Annotated in this window: 13 protein-coding genes; 12 read left to right on the plus strand and 1 reads right to left on the minus strand. The window is 52.2% G+C overall.

Translation table 11 applies throughout. The features are described 5' to 3' along the window. The first annotated feature begins 34 nt into the window (after positions 1 to 34). The 9 genes from EBB54_RS28380 (at position 35) to EBB54_RS28420 (ending at position 11,958) form a co-directional block, all read left to right on the plus strand. Positions 35 to 4,219, plus strand: a complete 4,185-nt coding sequence (locus tag EBB54_RS28380) for an efflux RND transporter permease subunit (protein WP_125130116.1) — start codon at positions 35 to 37, stop codon at positions 4,217 to 4,219. A gap of 73 nt (positions 4,220 to 4,292) precedes the next feature. Next, positions 4,293 to 4,883 carry an HD domain-containing protein gene (locus EBB54_RS28385; protein ID WP_125131099.1) on the plus strand — a complete coding sequence of 197 codons (591 nt, stop codon included), beginning with the start codon at positions 4,293 to 4,295 and terminating at the stop codon, positions 4,881 to 4,883. After that, on the plus strand, positions 4,880 to 5,695 hold the full coding sequence (locus tag EBB54_RS28390) for a ParA family protein (RefSeq protein WP_125130118.1): 816 nt from the start codon (positions 4,880 to 4,882) through the stop codon (positions 5,693 to 5,695). The genes EBB54_RS28385 and EBB54_RS28390 overlap by 4 nt, the downstream gene beginning before the upstream one ends. Further along, positions 5,680 to 6,639: an AraC family transcriptional regulator gene (locus tag EBB54_RS28395; RefSeq protein WP_004080459.1), complete on the plus strand. Its 960-nt coding sequence runs from the start codon at positions 5,680 to 5,682 to the stop codon at positions 6,637 to 6,639. The genes EBB54_RS28390 and EBB54_RS28395 overlap by 16 nt, the downstream gene beginning before the upstream one ends. Positions 6,640 to 6,780: 141 nt before the next feature. Further along, the gene (locus EBB54_RS28400; protein WP_125130120.1) at positions 6,781 to 7,143 is read left to right on the plus strand and encodes a response regulator; all 363 of its coding nucleotides are present in this window, start codon (positions 6,781 to 6,783) and stop codon (positions 7,141 to 7,143) included. Positions 7,144 to 7,201: 58 nt separating this feature from the next. Beyond that, positions 7,202 to 7,741: a V4R domain-containing protein gene (locus tag EBB54_RS28405; RefSeq protein WP_125130122.1), complete on the plus strand. Its 540-nt coding sequence runs from the start codon at positions 7,202 to 7,204 to the stop codon at positions 7,739 to 7,741. 7 nt (positions 7,742 to 7,748) lie between these two features. After that, on the plus strand, positions 7,749 to 9,023 hold the full coding sequence (locus EBB54_RS28410) for a sensor domain-containing diguanylate cyclase (RefSeq protein WP_243127851.1): 1,275 nt from the start codon (positions 7,749 to 7,751) through the stop codon (positions 9,021 to 9,023). Between the two features lie 104 nt (positions 9,024 to 9,127). Continuing rightward, positions 9,128 to 10,525: a rhamnulokinase gene (gene rhaB / locus EBB54_RS28415; protein ID WP_125130126.1), complete on the plus strand. Its 1,398-nt coding sequence runs from the start codon at positions 9,128 to 9,130 to the stop codon at positions 10,523 to 10,525. Between the two features lie 14 nt (positions 10,526 to 10,539). Continuing rightward, on the plus strand, positions 10,540 to 11,958 hold the full coding sequence (locus EBB54_RS28420; protein WP_125130129.1) for an arabinose isomerase: 1,419 nt from the start codon (positions 10,540 to 10,542) through the stop codon (positions 11,956 to 11,958). A gap of 157 nt (positions 11,959 to 12,115) precedes the next feature. Here the strand turns inward: EBB54_RS28420 and EBB54_RS28425 are convergent, their stop codons facing one another. Then, positions 12,116 to 13,129 carry a hypothetical protein gene (locus tag EBB54_RS28425; RefSeq protein ID WP_125130131.1) on the minus strand — a complete coding sequence of 338 codons (1,014 nt, stop codon included), beginning with the start codon at positions 13,127 to 13,129 and terminating at the stop codon, positions 12,116 to 12,118. A gap of 410 nt (positions 13,130 to 13,539) precedes the next feature. On the opposite strand from EBB54_RS28425, the gene EBB54_RS28430 reads away from it, so the two are divergent. From EBB54_RS28430 to EBB54_RS28440, 3 genes are all read left to right on the plus strand, one after another. After that, positions 13,540 to 15,159, plus strand: coding sequence for an EAL domain-containing protein (locus EBB54_RS28430; RefSeq protein WP_044990768.1), 1,620 nt, complete (start codon positions 13,540 to 13,542; stop codon positions 15,157 to 15,159). A gap of 67 nt (positions 15,160 to 15,226) precedes the next feature. After that, positions 15,227 to 15,964: a 4'-phosphopantetheinyl transferase family protein gene (locus EBB54_RS28435; RefSeq protein WP_125130133.1), complete on the plus strand. Its 738-nt coding sequence runs from the start codon at positions 15,227 to 15,229 to the stop codon at positions 15,962 to 15,964. 49 nt (positions 15,965 to 16,013) lie between these two features. Then, positions 16,014 to 16,841, plus strand: a complete 828-nt coding sequence (locus EBB54_RS28440; protein WP_125130135.1) for a M15 family metallopeptidase — start codon at positions 16,014 to 16,016, stop codon at positions 16,839 to 16,841. Positions 16,842 to 17,159 lie beyond the last annotated feature (318 nt).

Below are 17,159 nucleotides of genomic sequence, written 5' to 3' on the forward strand. Positions count from 1 at the left end.
ATTAAAATATGAAGATTCGAGGTAAGAGAAACCTATGCTATCAAAAATCAGTGTAAAGAAGCCATATACCGTAGTGGTTGCCGTAGTGCTGGTCCTGATCCTGGGATATGTGTCCTTTGACAAGATGACGGTGGATCTGCTGCCGGACATGAACCTGCCTTATGCGGTGGTTATGACAACCTACCCGGGAGCCAGTCCGGAGGAGGTGGAGGCAACAGTCACAAGACCGGTGGAGCAGGCCATGGCCACCATCAGCAACATCAAGAATGTGAGCTCTTCCTCCATGGAAAACGCATCGACGGTTATTTTGGAATTTGAGCAGACCTCGAATATGGATTCTGTCACCATTGAGATGCGGGAAAGCCTGGATCAGATCAAAGGTTACTGGCCGGACACGGTGGGCAACCCGATGATCATGAAACTGAATCCCACCATGCTGCCGGTGATGGTTCCGGCAGTCAGCGTGGAAGGCGCGGATCCGGCGGAGACCACCCGGATTATCAGGGAAGAGGTTCAGCCGGAGCTGGAGAGCCTGGAGGGCGTAGCCTCGGTCAATCTGTTCGGAGACGTGGAGGAGACGATCCGGGTGACGATCAAGAAGGCCAAGGTCAGCAGCGTGGATGCCAGCGTGCAGAACCAGCTTGACAGAAAGTTCAAAGAGGCGGAGGATGCATTGGCCGATGCCAAAGCCCAGGTCGAGGACGGGAAGAACCAGTTGGAGGCCGGGGCAGGCGCGGCGGCAGGACAGCTTTCTGCGGCAGAGCAGCAGATCGCTCAGGGGGACGCGGAGCTGATGCAGGGCCGTCTCGAGATCAAAGAAAAAAAGAGCCAGTTGGAGCTTGCGCGCACTACCCTCCAGATCGCGGCGGCAGGACTGGACGCCAGTGAACAGGCGTTGAACGAGCAGAAGCAGGAGCTGGAAGACTTCAACAGCCGCAGGGGCGAGATCGAAGCGGAGTATCAGCAGGTTCAGAAAGAGATCCAGGATCTTCTGGCTTCCATGGGGCAGCAGGGCGGCGACGCAGGAGAGCAGCCCCCCGCAGGCGGCGGGACGGACAATCCCGGTTCCGCCGGGGACGGCAGCGGCACTCCGGGAGCAGGAGAAAACGGTACGGGCATTCCGGAGACAGGAGGAAACGGTACAGGCATTCCGGGAGCAGGAGGAGGCGGCACTGGGACGCAGCCCAACCCGAATCCAGGGGGCACGGAGGTGACACTGCCGGACGGTACAACGATCACGATCCCCGGAGGTATCCCCGATAACATGCTGCCCGGCGGCATCCCCGACATCTCGATTCCGGACGGTACGGATCTGGAGAAGCTGGCGCAGCTCCAGCTTGCCCAGGCAGCGCTGGCTTCCCAGCTTGCACTTCTGGATCAGTATGATTCGACTATGGGAGTGATCAATGAGGGGCTTGCCCAGATCGGCTCCAACCGGCAGCTCATTTCGGACAAGCAGGCGGAGCTGGACATGGGGGAAACCATGCTGAACCAGGCGGAAGCCCAACTGAATGCGGGAACCCTCACCCTGGCCCAGGCAAGGGCCCAGATCGGCGCGGCCCAACTGACGGCGGCGCTGGAGATGAGCACCGTATCCGCCCAGCTTGCGGTGGGGGAAACGGCCATCCAGGCGCAGGAAGAGGAACTGAAGAAAGCCAAGGACACGGCCAGCGCCGGTGCGGATATGGAAGCATTGCTGACGGGAGAGACCGTGCAGACACTATTGACCGCGCAGAATTTCAACATGCCGGCGGGCTATGTGCAGGAGGACGGCATTGACTTCCTTATCCGCGTGGGCGATAAATTTTCTTCCATAGAAGAGCTGCGGAATCTGGTACTCGTAGAGCGGGAGGGCATCAACCCCATCCGGCTTTCCGACATCGCGGATGTGGAGCGGATGGACAATGCGGATGAGACCTACGCAAAAATAAACGGGGAAAACGGCATTCTGTTCCAGATCCAGAAGCAGACCGGCTATTCCACCGGGGATGTGACGGACCGGGTTCTGGAACGATTGGATCAGATCCAGAAAAAGAACAAGGATATACATACCGTGGTGCTGATGAACCAGGGCGTGTACATTGACATGGTAGTCGGCTCCGTGCTGCAGAACCTGGTGTTTGGCGCGGTGCTTGCGATCCTGATCCTGCTGGTATTTCTGCGGGATATCCGGCCCACCTTTGTCATCGCCTGCTCGATCCCGATCAGTATCCTGACCGCCATTGTGCTGATGTATTTCAGCGGAGTGACGATGAATGTGATCTCCCTGTCCGGCCTGGCGCTGGGCGTGGGAATGCTGGTGGACAACTCCATCGTCGTGATCGAAAACATTTACCGGATGCGCAATGAAGAAGGCGTGTCTGCAAAAAAAGCGGCGGTCATGGGGGCAAAGGAAGTGGCCGGCGCCATTGCGGCTTCCACACTGACCACGGTGTGCGTCTTTTTGCCCATCGTATTTACGGAAGGTATTGCCAGGCAGTTGTTTGTGGACATGGGGCTGACCATCGCCTACTCCCTGCTGGCGAGCCTGGTGGTGGCGCTGAGTCTGGTGCCCATGATGTCCGCCGGGCTTCTGCGTAAGACGCAGCAGAAGGAGACCCGCCTGTTTGTGGCAATCCAGAATGGATACGAAAGGCTGCTGCGGATCGCGCTGAAAGGAAAGCTTGTGGTACTCGCAGGCGCGCTGGCCCTGTTTATAGTGAGCGGCGTCCTGTTGATTTCCCGGGGAACCCAGTTCATGCCATCCATGCAGAGTACGGAGATCAGCATGACCGTTTCAACGCCGGAGGGCACGCCGCTGTCGGAAACAGCCCAGGCTGCGGACGCATTTGCCGCGCAGATCGGGGAGCTTGCCGATGTGGAGGACGTAGGCGGCATGTCAGGTGCATCCGGCGTCATGGGCGGTTCCTCCGCTTCCAACGAGGTGCAGTTCTATGCGCTGGTCAGTGAGGACAGGAGCATGTCCGATTCCAGGCTGCAGAAAGAACTGGAAAAGGCGGCGCAGGAGCAGGGCCTGGAGATCAATGTGAGCATGTCCGACATGGATATGAGCGCCCTGGGCAGCTCCGGGATCTCCGTGCAGATCAAAGGAAATGAGCTGGATACCCTGCGCAGGATCGCAGGGGAAGTGGCTGAGATCGTTTCAAATGTAAAAGGAACACAGAACGTATCGGACGGCATGGAGGAGGTGACCAGGGAACTCAGGGTCGTGGTGGACAAGGCAAAAGCCATTGCCCATAATCTGACGGTGGCGCAGATCTACCAGGAATTAGCGGCAAAGCTGCGGGATCAGACTTCCGCCACCAGTCTGGAGATGGACGCTGCCACCATCGACATCCTGGTGGAGGAGCAGAAGAACCAGGAGCTGACCAGGGAGGATATCAAAAACCTTGTGCTGGATGTGAAAAAAGAAGACGGCAGCACGGAAAAGCTGCCATTAAAAGATGTGGCGGCCTTTGAGGACGGCGAGGGACTGCAGGCCATTTCCAGGGATGCCCAGAGCCGGTATATCAATGTCAGCGCAGAAGTGGAGGAGGACGACAACGTAGGGCTGGTCAGCAGCAGAATCCAGAAGGAACTCAACAGGTATCAGATTCCGGAAGGCTATACGATCCAGATGACCGGGGAAGACGAGACCATCCGGGAGACCATGGTGGAGCTTATGAAAATGCTGGCCCTGGCGGTGGTGTTCATGTACCTGATCATGGTGGCCCAGTTCCAGTCGCTTCGCTCCCCGTTTATCGTCATGTTTACGGTGCCCCTGGCATTTACCGGGGGATTTCTGGGGCTTTTGGTGTCCGGGAGCCTGATGAGCGTGATCGCCATGATCGGATTTGTTATGCTGTCGGGAATCATTGTCAACAACGGAATCGTATTTATTGATTACACGAACCAGCTGGTTGCCGCGGGATACGGGATGACGGAGGCGCTGGTGGAAGCGGGAAGAACCAGGCTGCGCCCCATCGTCATGACGGCGCTGACGACCATACTGGGGCTTTCTACAATGGCGCTGGGAGTGGGCTCCGGCTCGGATATGGTTCAGCCCATGGCGGTGGTCACCATCGGCGGACTGACCTATGGGACGCTGCTGACACTATTTGTAGTGCCCTGTATCTACGGGCTGTTTCGGAAGCGGGAAAAAGCAAGACTGAAAGAGGGAATGGAAGAAGCGTTTGAGGATTTAGAAGATTTCATGGAAGATGTGTATGAGGATGAGTAGTAAAGATCCTTTCGGATCGGGGGAAGAAACCGGATTTTCAAAGGCATTTGACAAAGGCAAGGAGGACCGGGATATGTTTCAGGAGGCATCAGAGTTTGCGGCAAAGGCGCATGAAGGACAGGTACGAAAAGGAACAAAGAAACCATATATTGTTCACCCGATGGAGGTGGCGGAGATTGTAGCGGGTATGACAAAGGATGAGGAGGTGATCGCCGCCGCCGTCCTGCACGATACGATTGAGGACTGCGCGGGTGTGACGGAAGAGGTTCTGCGCAGCCGTTTCGGAGAACGGGTGGCGTCACTGGTGGCAGGTGAGAGCGAAGATAAATCCAAGACCTGGGAAGAGCGGAAGGGGACTACAATCCGCCATCTGAAAACGGAATCCAGGGAACTGCAGATGATCGCCCTGGCAGACAAGCTTTCCAATATGCGGGACATCGACCGGGATTATCCGGTTCTGGGTGAAAACCTGTGGATGCAGTTTCGGATGCACAGCAAGCATGCCATCGGCTGGTACTATAAGGGTGTGATGGAAGCTCTGGACGGGGCTTTTCATGATGTTCCGGCATATCAGGAATACTGCCGTCTGGTGAAGAAACATTTCGGGGACGCCCCGGCATCCCTGGAGTGGAAGGAAGAACGGAAACGGAGGGGAGAAAGATGACCGGCACGAAGGTGATCTGTTTTGCGAACAATAAGGGCGGAAGCGGAAAATCCACTACATGCTCCAACGTGGGCTACGGCCTGTCGGCCCTTGGGAAAAAAGTACTGCTGGTGGACGGGGACATGCAGCTGAATTTATCGCTGTCTCTGTTCGAGGAGGAACAGGTGCTGGACTTCGCGCGCAGTGAGAAGAACCTGTATGAAGGGATACGCAGGCAGGCGGATCTGACCGGATTTATTGTGAAATCTCCGTTTGAAAACCTGGACCTGATTCCATCCTCCACATTGATGTGTTCTATCGAATACGAGCTGTTTACCAAATGGCAGCGGGAATACATTTTAAAAAAGTGCATGGCAAATATCGTGTCCTCCGGGGCATATGACTATATCCTGATCGACGCGCCGCCGACTTTGGGCGGATGGGTGATGAACATCCTGTGCGCCTCGGACGCGGTGATCATCCCGGTGGAATCCAGCCCATGGGGGATGTTCGGGCTGGCCAACATGTTCGAATTTCTGGGGGAGGTGCGGCAGATCGCCCCGAATCTGGAGACAGGCGGCGTGGTGATCACAAAGGTGGACACCCGGAAAAGCTATTTCCGGCAGACGCTGGATACGCTGAAAGAACTGGACGGGGTGAAGGTATTTGACACCTATATCCGGGTGGACAGCGGGGTGGAATGGTCCCAGGACAATCATGTGCCCATCATGGCATATAGAAAAAACAGCCGCAGCGCCGGGGAATATATGGAACTGACCAGGGAGGTCGTGCAGCGGTTCGAGCGGGGCAGTACGGTATGCATCAGGAATTAATCAGGGAATTATCGGTAATTACGGAAGAAGAGAAGAGTATACTGGACGGGCGGCAGGGCATCGACCAGCAGCTTTACACGGAGAAAAAGGAGCTGATCGTAGACAGCGAAAAGCTTCTAAAACGGGGGAAGCTGATCGAGGTGCGCCCCCACACCCGTTTTGTAAAATTCCCCAGGCACAGGCACAACTATGTGGAAGTGATCTACATGTGCCAGGGGACTACGACGCACTATATTGACGGGAATGAGGTCGTTCTGGAGCCAGGCGACCTTTTGTTTCTCAACCAAAATTCAGAGCAGGAGATCCTCCCCGCCGGGGAAACGGATATTGCGGTGAACTTCATCATACTGCCGGAGTTTTTCAACATGGCCTTTTCCATGATGGGCACGGAGGAAAACGCGCTGAAGGAATTTCTGGTAGGGACGCTCTGCGGAAAAAATGAACAGACCTCGTATCTGTATTTCCACGTGGCGGACGTCCTGCCGATCCAGAACCTGGTGGAGAATATGGTCTGGACCATCTTCTACGGTATGGGAAATAAGCGGAGCTGCAACCAGATCACCATGGGGCTCCTTCTGCTTCAGCTTTTGAACTATATGGACAAGATGGAGACCGGGAGCTCACGCTTTGACACGGAGCTGACCGGAAATGTTCTCAATTACATCGAAGAACACTATAAGGACGGCAGCCTTTCCGAGCTGGCGGAGATGATGAACTATGACGTATACTGGCTGAGCCGGGAGATCCGGAAACGCACCGGGAAGACCTATAAGGAGCTTCTCCAGGCAAAACGGATGAACCAGGCGGTCTACCTGCTCACCAGCAGCCGGCTGTCCATTGCGGATATTATCGGGTCCGTGGGGTATGACAATACAAGCTACTTCTACCGGAAGTTCAGGGAGCGGTACGGGGTCAGCCCGAAGGAATACAGAAAAGGGCTGTGAAGGCTGCGGTTTACACAGACTCACATTGGGAGTACCGGATCAAAAAGGTTGTTGGAATATACTTGATTTTATTACTATACTGCTTTACAATAGATTTTATGGAATATGGGGAAATCCAAAATGAAACCGGGAGGCGGCTATATGCAGAGACGTATTTTAGTGGTAGATGACGATTCGATGAATCTGGTAAGGACGAAAATGATCCTTGGGAAGTATTACAATGTGCTTCTTGCTGAATCAGGAAAAGAAGCACTTCAAAAACTGGAAAGCGAGAAGATCGATATGGTTCTTCTTGACATTGAGATGCCGGAAATGAACGGCATGGAGGTCTTTGAACGTATGAAACAGCGCGGCATAGATATCCCTGTGATTTTTCTGACAGCCTCAGGAGATGAGGATGACGTGAAGAGCGCGATCAAGCTGGGGGCGGTCAACTATCTGAAGAAGCCGTTCCTTCCGCCGGAACTGATGAAGCGGGTCGCTCAGGAACTGGGCAAGGAATAAGAACGGCTGACAGATTGATCATAAGGCAGCAGACTTTAGATTTTTCAGAAAGGGAAACATGATGGAAGAAAATATTTTTTTAAAAAACAGGAAAACAATGAATCTGGCGGACTACATGAAAGCACAGGAAAACGGCAGGGAGAACCTTGGGGCGGAACTGCCCGTCGCTGTTTACAGGCTTTTGGAGTATTCGATCCGGGAAGAACTGGCTTCCAGGTTCGGCAAAGAAAAACAGATTGAGATTTTCCGGAGCGCAGGTTTTCGTGCGGGGACATATTTTGCAGAAAAATATCTGGATTCCTCTTTAGAATTATCCGAGTTTACCGCACAGCTTCAGAAGCGTCTGGAAGAATTTAAGATTGGTGTCCTGAGGATTGAGAAGTTTGATGAGGAGACGGGGAAGATGGTACTTACGGTTTCTGAGGATGCCGACTGTTCCGGACTGCCGCTCCTTGGTGAGACAGTATGCAACTATGATGAGGGATTTTTAGCCGGAATACTTACCTCATATACGGGGAAGCCGTACAATGCGACGGAAGTGAACTGCTGGGCGACCGGTGACAGGGTATGCCGGTTCCGGGCAGATATAGATGAATAAGGAGGATATGAACTTGGGAGCAGAGACAAATAAGGACTGCGAGGTTTTATTCGAATATATGAGGGGGATTCTCTATGATTCATGGATTGAGAATTTTGAAGTCGGTCAGCTGAGCGAACCCTTCAAGGATCTGGGGCGGGGACTCCAGATCATGCAGAATGCGGTGAACGAGCTGGTTGCATATTCGGCGGAGCTTTCGAAGGGAAACCTGTCGGTGGAATTTCCGAAGGATTACAATTTCCTGTGTGAGAATCTGAAGAACCTGCACGCGAATCTGAATCACCTTACCTGGCAGGCGCAGCAGGTTACAAAGGGAGATTATTCTCAGCATGTAGCCTTTCTGGGAGATTTTTCCGATGCCTTTAACGAGATGACGCGGCAGCTAAAAGAGAGGGAAGAACAGCTTAAGGAAGTCGCGGCGAAGGCAGAGCGCCGGGCAGAGATGATCGAAGGCTACAATGAGTTCCTGATCGAGATGCTGAGCAGGCGGAAGGAATGGCTTCTGGTTGTGGACAGGGACAGCAAGGAGGTCATATACTGCAATAAGCGGAAGCAGGTTGGAGGCATTGACAGTTCTTTCTGCCAGACCTGCAAGCGCCGTCTTTCTTTCCATACCGATCTTTTAAACTGGGACGGCAAAGAGCAGTATAAGGTGTGGGAGATGGAGGGAGAAGCAGGCACTTCCTACCGTGTCACTTCCTTCCAGATGGAATGGAGGGAACGCTCTTCCTATGTTCATGTTGTAATCGACATTACGGATGAGAAGCGCAACGCCCGCCACCTGGACAGCGAGGCATACCATGATCCGCTGACGGGAGCGAAAAACCGCAGGTTCTTTGAGGAATATATGGGAATCGTCCTTCGAGACGAGCTTGATGCAACGATCTGCTATCTGCAGCTTGACGGGCTGGAATATGTAAACGAGACCTTCGGGCATCACGAGGGAGACGCATATATCCAGGGCTTCGTGGAGATCGTCAAGAAGAACTTCCGCGGCGGCGATACCTTTGCTCGGATTGGCGGCGACGAGTTCTGCGTTGTCCTTTCCGGCAATATGGCAGATCTGATCAATCGGAAGCTGGCCGAGATTATGAAGGAATTTCAGGAGGAAGTCTACAAAAAGTACCAGTGCAGTTTCAGCTATGGTGTCCTGGAGATTGAGGGAAAAGAGAACAAGCTTACTTTAGAGGAAATCATGGAACAAGCGGATGATGTAGTGTATGAGTGCAGACTGAAGAACATTGCGAAATATCCTCTGATCTTTTCGACCCTGGTCGAATAGAAATGCAAATAGGGTCCTATTTTTAAGTAAATAGAGACCTTTTTTTGTGCTCTTTTACTAATTATAATAAACGTAGAGTTAAAAAATTATAAAGGAGGCACAAAATGGAGAAGTATTATTTGGCCGTAGATATCGGGGCGTCCAGCGGGCGTCACATGCTGGCGTCGATGGTGGATGGCCGGATGGAGCTGGAAGAGATCTACCGCTTCCCAAACGGGATGGACAATGTGGACGGAACCCTGTGCTGGGATGTAAAACGGCTGTTTGCCGAGATCAAAAACGGTCTCAAAAAGTGTAAAGAGCTTGGCAAGATCCCTTCCTTCATGGGGATTGATACGTGGGCGGTGGATTATGTCCTGCTGGATCAAAAGGACAGGGTTCTGGGCAATACCGTAGGCTATCGTGACAGCCGCACCGGCGGAATGGATGATAAAGTCTATGAGACGATCTCACTTTCCGCATTGTATGCGAGAACCGGAATCCAGAAACAGATCTTCAACACCATTTACCAGCTTATGGCAGTAAAACAATCCCATCCAGAATACCTGGAACAGGCGAGGTCCATACTGATGATTCCGGATTACTTCGACTTCCTGCTGACCGGTGTGAAGAAGATGGAATACACCAACGCCACAAGCACGCAGCTGGTAGATCCCAAGACCAACGACTGGGATTATGAGCTGATTGACATGCTGGGATACAATTCCAAAATGTTCCTGCCCGTGTCCATGCCCGGAACGGTGGTAGGGAATTTTACAAAAGAGATCCAGGAAGAAGTGGGATTTGACTGTACGGTTGTGCTTCCTGCAACACATGATACAGGCTCTGCGGTGCTGGCGGTTCCCACCAACGATGACAACGCGATCTACATCAGTTCAGGCACCTGGTCTCTGATGGGGATCGAGAGAAAAGAAGCGGACTGCTCCATGGCGAGCATGCAGGCCAACTTTACAAATGAGGGCGGCTACGACCATCGGTTCCGTTTCCTGAAAAATATCATGGGACTGTGGATGATTCAGTCCGTGAAGAAGGAATTTGAAGAGGATCTGTCCTTTGCGGAGATCTGTGAGCGTGCTTCTAAAGAGAAGATTGCCTCCATTGTGGACTGCAACGATGACTGTTTCTTTGCGCCGAAGAGCATGATCAAGGCGGTGCAGGATTATTGCAGCAACACGAATCAGCAGGTGCCTGAGACGGTAGGGGAGATTTCCGCTGTGGTATACAACAGCCTGGCCTACTGCTACGGCGAGACGGTGAAGGAGATCGAGGCCATTACAGGCAATACATATGACACCATCTATGTGGTGGGCGGCGGCGCCAATGCAGGCTATCTGAACGAGCTGACCGCAAAGTATACCGGCAAGAAGGTATCCGCCGGCCCCACCGAGGCTACCGCCATCGGAAATATCGCGGTGCAGATGCTGCAGGACGGCGTATTCGCGGATCTGCCTGCTGCACGGACATGCATCGGAACGTCATTTGATATCAAATATTATGAGTAAGAGGAGGATATAACATGTTAGTTGAGACAAAAGCAAAAGTAGGTGTATTTTCCATCGCTTTAGGCGCGTATCTGCCCCAGTTCCCGTCACTGGTACCGGAGTTCGAAGCACAGTACGATGCGTTTAAGAAGACGCTGCCGGACACCGTGGAGATCATCGACGGAGGAATGGTGACCACAAAGGAGCAGTCACAGGCAGCAGGGGACGCGTTCCGCGCGGCGGACGTGGATCTGGTATTCATGCAGCTTCTGACCTACGCTACATCCTACAATATGCTCCCGGCAGTGCGGGATCTGGATGTTCCGGTTGTGCTGGTGAACGTGCAGAAGCTGAAAGCGCTGGACTACGATCATACAGATATCGCGTCATGGCTGGGCGAAGGCTATGCCTGCGGCGCGGTCGGTGAGATGGTGGCTGACCTGGAGAGATACGGCAAACGCCACGCGGTGATCACAGGCGTTGTAGAAGGCGGAGATCCGGGCGTCCAGGCGGAGATCGAGGAGTGGTGCCGCGCAGCCCAGGTGAGAAGAAGATTCCGGGATACCAATATCGCGCAGATCGGAAGGCCCTATCCGGGTATGATGGATCTCTACATTGACGAGTCCAACCTGTACAGGAGGATGCACCTCTATACCAAGCAGTTTGACTGGGAGAAGATGTGGGCCATTGCCGATGACATCACAGACGAGGACGCGATCCGCGCGAAAGCTCAGGATATACTGGATACCTTCGACATTGAGGGCGGCGGAAGCATCGAAGAAGTATGGGAAATGGCAAAATATGTGGTTGCGTTCGAGCAGTGGGTGAAGGATGAGAAGCTGGGACTGGTAGCCTCCCACTATGACGGATTTGCACAGGGCAAGGCAGGCGTCCTTGACAGTATGCTGATCCCGGCATTCTCCATGCTGATCAAGCAGGGAACGGCCTGTGCGGTAGAAGGGGATATGAAGGTTGCCATGGCGATGAGTATTTTAAAAACCATCTCCGGTACAGGGCAGCTTGCGGAAATGTACTCCATCGACTTCAACGACGACATTGCCATCATCGGACACAGCGGCTCCGGGGATGCGGATATCTCCGACAAGAAGCCGACCATGAAGATCGTAAAGGTATTCCACGGAAAGACCGGCGGCGGCTACCTGACCCAGTTCTATCCGTACACAGGCCCGGTCACTTACCTTGCCATCACACAGGACGGAGAAGGGCACTTCAAATTTATCGTGGCTGAGGGCGTCAATGAGGAAGGCAAGATCCTTTCCTTCGGCGATACCAACATGCGGACACGCTTTACCTGCGGGGCAAGGGAGTTCGTGAACCAGTGGAGCGAATGCGGACCGACCCACCACTTTGCGGCGGCGACTGGAAGGCATATCGATACGATCCTGAAGGTGGCGAAGATCTTCAATGTACCGGTGGATATTGTGACCAGATAAACCGAAATCCGATATTGGAAGTGCATTCGGAAAGCAGAAGCGGTATAGAATGAACATAAAAAATCCGGATATCAAACACAGTGATGTGCAGGATATCCGGATTCTTTTTGATCAATAACAGAAGCCGGTAAAAATCCGATCTCTTCAGTATTCCCTGTCAGACAGCCGCATCCACCGAAATATCCGCTGCCGCCGCGCCGGCCGAACCAATGTCTGCCGCTATGCTGCCGCCTGGTGCTGCACTCCCGGCCACTGCCCCTGCCGCGGATCCCGGGGCGCTGCCGGTGCCAGGTACGGAAACCAGCCCCTCGGCTGCTGCAGAAGCGGAGGAATTGCCCAGGCCCGCTATGGAATCCAGGGTCTCCTGAAGGGCTTCCTTCCGGTCCTGCGCCAGTTCCTTTGCCGCATAGTGATTTTCCTCTCTGCGGCGTTTTTTCCTGCGCTTGGAAATCTCCTTGCGGATCTCCAGTTCCTTTTGCTGCTCCTGACGTTCCTCCGCGCGCTTTCTCTGCAGCTCCAACTGTTCCTCCTTGTTCAGGTTCTTCATCTTTTTCTGAATCTGCCGGGTCAGCTTCTGCATACGCCGGATCATCCGGCCTATTTTTTCCTTATCTTCCCCTTCGCTGAGCGCATATGCGATTTTTAAAGTGCCCAGCGCGCGCATGGCTTTGGAGGAAACCTGCAGTACGTTCATCTTCGTCTCCGAACGGGCGAGCTCGCTTGCAAGCTGTCCGGTAGAATCGTCCGGCATGGATACGTTCATCTTGAAACCGGAGCTTTCCTTTGCCTGCCCCAGCAGGGAATCCAGGAGACTTTTCTCCTCTTTTTCTTTTCCAAGCATGGCGCTTAAAAGGCTCTTCTCATCCTCTCCCAGGAGGGAGCTTAAGAAATCCTCCTGATCTTCTCCGAGCATCGAATTTAAAAAACTTGACTGATCCTGTATCTGTCCGCGGATCGAATGATAAAAATCATCCTTTGCCGCATTGCCCGCATTGAAATAACGATCCGCCGCAGTCACCGACTGTACCGGAGCACCCGGCGTCTTTTCCGCTTCACTGCCGTCTTTTACAGCCAGAGCCTGCTCCGTATAGGGGCTTCCGGCTGCAGACTGGTTCCGATCCGCATACTGGCTGCCGGCCGCCGGCCGCCAGTTCCTCATAGTCACTTTCATGAAAAGACCCTCCTTTCCTTCCTGTCCTGTAATCAATTTGCACAGCAAATCGAGTACCTTCTTACCCGGGATATGCATAAAAATATATTCTGCCGGGCAGACAACCAATCCTGTTTTTTCCATATATACTATATATCGGCCTGAGTTCAGGAAATAAAATAAATTTTTGCAAAATTATATTTTTTTCTGATTCTGGTTGCAATTTCAGAACCATTATACTACAATATCCTATGTATAGGCAGCTTGGGAATCGTAACGAATGTACCTGTGCAGTATTAAAACGGTTGCTGTTATACCACGTACCAAGTACCGCGTACACGGCGCAAGGTGCGGGAGCAGTAAAAATAAAGGCGCAAAATGTACAGATTATTTTGAAGCAGTTCTCTACAGGGGTAAGGGAGAGTAGTTTTATGGGTGACAACAATAAGATGCGTTCCATTCTTGAAATTATGAATGATGTTCTGAGTACGGTAAGAGATTATTATGATTCGGAATATGCTTATTATATTGAAAAGGATGAATACGAGATACTGACAATCTATGAATGGTGTGCGGAGAATATTCCGTGGCAGCGGGACCGGATCAAGATGCTCGAACCGGAACATCTGCCGCGCTGGGTGCAGCATGAGATCACGGATACCAGAGACGAGTGCTACAGCGTATTCCAGGAGCTGGATGAAGGCATTACGGCGGTACTTGCCGTAGTCAATGTACGACGCGGGGGCTGCGACCTGTCGCTGATGCGGGCGGTACTGCCGTATATTTCCCAGGCAATCATTCTGCACAAGACCCAGAAGCAGCAGGAATATCTGAGCTATCATGATGATCTGACAGGACTTTTGAACCGGAACAGCTTCGTGGCATACCTGGCCGAAGCGAAGAAGAGGCAGTTAAAGTCCGTAGGTGCATTGTCCGCGGATATCAACGGCCTGAAGAATTTTAACAAAGAATTTGGCAGGGAGTACGGCGATGAAGTCGTGATCCGCGTAGGTGAGATCCTGGAAGAATTTTTCCGAAGCGCCAACGTATACCGACTGACCGGGGATGAATACCTGGCTATTGTTGAGAATACTTCTTATGAAAAGTTTATGAAGGGCGTACAGGCGGCCTATACCAAGCTGGAGAATATCAGTCTCGGGCTGGTAACAATGGGTTATGCCTGGGAGAAGTCCAATATTGATGTAGATGTCCTTGTATCCGATGCGGAAGACATGATGCGGGAAGAGAAGAAGAAGTACTATAAGAACCTGCGCAAGGGACATCATGAGCCGATCATCAAGCAGGATCTGCTTGACGACTTAAAGTCCGGCAATTTTATCGTATGTCTTCTTCCGATTATGGATGCCCATTCCAATGAAGTTGTGGGGGCGGAGGCGCTGGTGCGCTATCATCATAAGGATCTGGGCATTATGAATCCGGAGCGTTATATCGCGCTGTTGGAAGAGACGAAGCTGTCCTATCATCTGGATCTGCACGTATTTGAGGAAGTGTGCAGGACGCTGCAGCGCTGGGAGCAGGACGATCTGCCGATGATCCCCGTCTCCGTGAATTTTGCGGTTTCCACTCTGCGCAGGCATGACATTACGGAGAAGATGCAGGCAATCGTGGAGAAGTATCATGTTTCCTGCGAGTATCTCCAGATCGAAGTATCGGAGTCTCGGGGAGATATGAACCAGGAGATGCTGGCTGAGACGGGCAACAAGATCCGCAAGGCCAATGTGAGAGTGGTTCTGGATCATTTCGGCGCAAAAAATTCCAGCTTTACCATCCTTTCACTGATGGAATTTGACGGATTGAAGCTGGACAGCAGCCTGGTAGACAATATCGTGGGCAACAGACGCAGCCAGATCGTGTCTCAGGCCGTGATTGATGTCTGCAGAAGGCTGGGCGTAACCGTGTCCGCTTCGGGCGTGGATACCCAGGATCAATTGAATATCCTCAAGGAGATGGGCTGTGACTGTGTTCAGGGGACGCTCTTCAATAAACCGATCACCATTGAGACCTTTGAGGTTCGGTATCTGAAAGGGTAGGCTTGTTCATATGTATTCCCGGCCGGGGCATTGGCCGGAACGAGAATTTGGGGAACAGGTATAAAATATGATCAGAACATGGACTGCCAGTATCGTTCCGCTATACGAGGAAGATTTTTACCGGCTGTGTTATGGACAGGTTCCTTCCTTCCGCAGAGAGAAGGCGGACCGTATGAAGGGGAAGCAGGTTCGTGCGCAGAGTGTCGGCGTATGGCTTCTGTATGAGCGGATGAAAAAGGAATATGGGATAGAGGCGGATACAGCATATAATCTTTCACATTCGGGGGACTATGTGCTGTGTTCTGTTAGTACGGAACGGCATGTAAAAGTCGGCTGCGATATCGAAGAGGTGAAAGAACCGAATCTGAAGATTGCCGGGCGGTTTTTCTGTCCTGCCGAGTATGAACAGATTGCCGGGGAAAAAGATAAAGTGCTGCAGCAGGAGTATTTTTTCCGCTATTGGGTGCTCAAGGAGAGTTTTGCAAAAGCCACCAGGGAAGGGCTGGCGCTGGGGATGGATACTTTTGAGATCATGCTGGGGAATCCGTCAGTCCTGGTGAAGCAGCCGGAGAATTATCCGGAGCGGTATCATTACAGGGAGGCTGTCCTGAGAGGCGGAGAGCTTGTGCCTTCGGAGAGCGGGACAGGCTGCACAGAGTCCGGAGAGTACGAACCGGAAGGAAAGGAATACAGAGAAGACGCCGGAGGGGGCGCGTACCGTATTGCGGTATGTTCTACGGATTCCGGGATTGAGGAGGTTAGACAGGCAGATTTTTTAAAATTACTCAGGGTTCACACAGGATAAAGCGGGGGGAGGCATCACCGAGGGATACAGTTCATATCAGGAGGTCGATATGCGTATAGATAATAGTAGGGCGAGGTTCTTGAAGAAATATGAGCAGCGGCTGAAAAAAGTACTGGTTGTAGGTTTTGCGGCGGGGCTGCTTGTCTGTTTTATGCTGAATCTGGTTTTCAACAGGATCAGGATCGGCGGAATAGACAAAAAGTACAAAAAGCAGATCACGGAACTGACAGAAAAAAATGAAAAGCTTTCCAGCCAGATCAAATCAGGCGTTTCGAAAAAAAATACGGATGCAAGCGCCGACGAGCTTTCTTCAAAAGAGGATTCCTGGAGCCTGGTACTGATCAATGAAGAGAATCCTCTGGATACCGCGTATATTCCGGAGCTGGAAGCGGTCAGGGAAGGGTCTTTTGTAGATGTACGGATCGTGGAAGACGCAAAAAAGATGCTGGAGGACGCGGAAAAAGAAGGCTTAAATATGTACATTGTTTCTGCCCATCGGGATTATGAGACCCAGAGGGAGGTCTTCAATACCACGATGACAGAATGGATCTCAAAGGGCTCGACCCCTCTGGAGGCTTATGAGGAGACCAAGAAGTCTGTAGCGGTTCCGGGAACCAGCGAGCACGCCAGCGGCCTGGCAATGGACATCACGTCCGGGCAGTACGGCGAATTGGATGATAAGCAGGCGGAGACGGATGAAGCCAAATGGCTGGCGGCAAACTGCTGGAAGTACGGGTTTATCCTTCGCTATCCCCTGGACAAATCCGACGTGACAGGGATTGTTTTTGAGCCGTGGCATTACCGCTATGTAGGAAAAGACGCGGCAAAAGAGATCATGGAGAAGGATATCACCCTGGAAGAATACCTGTCCAATTAGCATGATTTTTGTTGTGGAATCTGGAAAAAAGAGAAGAAAAATCAGACGCTGTTTTAGATGATTTCTACAAATATAAAATTTATGTAAAGTTTTGGTGCGTGAAAGCATTGACAATCATGAAATGCGGTGGTATGATGCCACATGTAAAGCAAAGAGGCTGTGAAACAATTCATAGTCTCTTTTTTTGGTTTTACGGTTTTTACCGTGGGCCGGTATCATATGGCATATGGCGGAGCAAAGACGCTTCTTTTATTGAAAAAGAAGATTTTGCTCCGCCATTTGTATTTGCGGACGGACAGGAGATTCTAATGGATGAAG

The sequence above is a fragment of the Schaedlerella arabinosiphila genome (assembly GCF_003885045.1).
Classification (GTDB): Bacteria; Bacillota; Clostridia; order Lachnospirales; family Lachnospiraceae; genus Schaedlerella; species Schaedlerella arabinosiphila.

Coding starts and splice junctions, on each gene's coding strand:
- EBB54_RS28380 (WP_125130116.1), top strand. CDS start 35: ATGCTATCAAAAATCAGTGTAAAGAAGCCATATACCGTAGTGGTTGCC.
- EBB54_RS28385 (WP_125131099.1), top strand. CDS start 4,293: ATGTTTCAGGAGGCATCAGAGTTTGCGGCAAAGGCGCATGAAGGACAG.
- EBB54_RS28390 (WP_125130118.1), top strand. CDS start 4,880: ATGACCGGCACGAAGGTGATCTGTTTTGCGAACAATAAGGGCGGAAGC.
- EBB54_RS28395 (WP_004080459.1), top strand. CDS start 5,680: ATGCATCAGGAATTAATCAGGGAATTATCGGTAATTACGGAAGAAGAG.
- EBB54_RS28400 (WP_125130120.1), top strand. CDS start 6,781: ATGCAGAGACGTATTTTAGTGGTAGATGACGATTCGATGAATCTGGTA.
- EBB54_RS28405 (WP_125130122.1), top strand. CDS start 7,202: ATGATGGAAGAAAATATTTTTTTAAAAAACAGGAAAACAATGAATCTG.
- EBB54_RS28410 (WP_243127851.1), top strand. CDS start 7,749: ATGAACTTGGGAGCAGAGACAAATAAGGACTGCGAGGTTTTATTCGAA.
- rhaB (WP_125130126.1), top strand. CDS start 9,128: ATGGAGAAGTATTATTTGGCCGTAGATATCGGGGCGTCCAGCGGGCGT.
- EBB54_RS28420 (WP_125130129.1), top strand. CDS start 10,540: ATGTTAGTTGAGACAAAAGCAAAAGTAGGTGTATTTTCCATCGCTTTA.
- EBB54_RS28425 (WP_125130131.1), bottom strand. CDS start 13,129: ATGAAAGTGACTATGAGGAACTGGCGGCCGGCGGCCGGCAGCCAGTAT.
- EBB54_RS28430 (WP_044990768.1), top strand. CDS start 13,540: ATGGGTGACAACAATAAGATGCGTTCCATTCTTGAAATTATGAATGAT.
- EBB54_RS28435 (WP_125130133.1), top strand. CDS start 15,227: ATGATCAGAACATGGACTGCCAGTATCGTTCCGCTATACGAGGAAGAT.
- EBB54_RS28440 (WP_125130135.1), top strand. CDS start 16,014: ATGCGTATAGATAATAGTAGGGCGAGGTTCTTGAAGAAATATGAGCAG.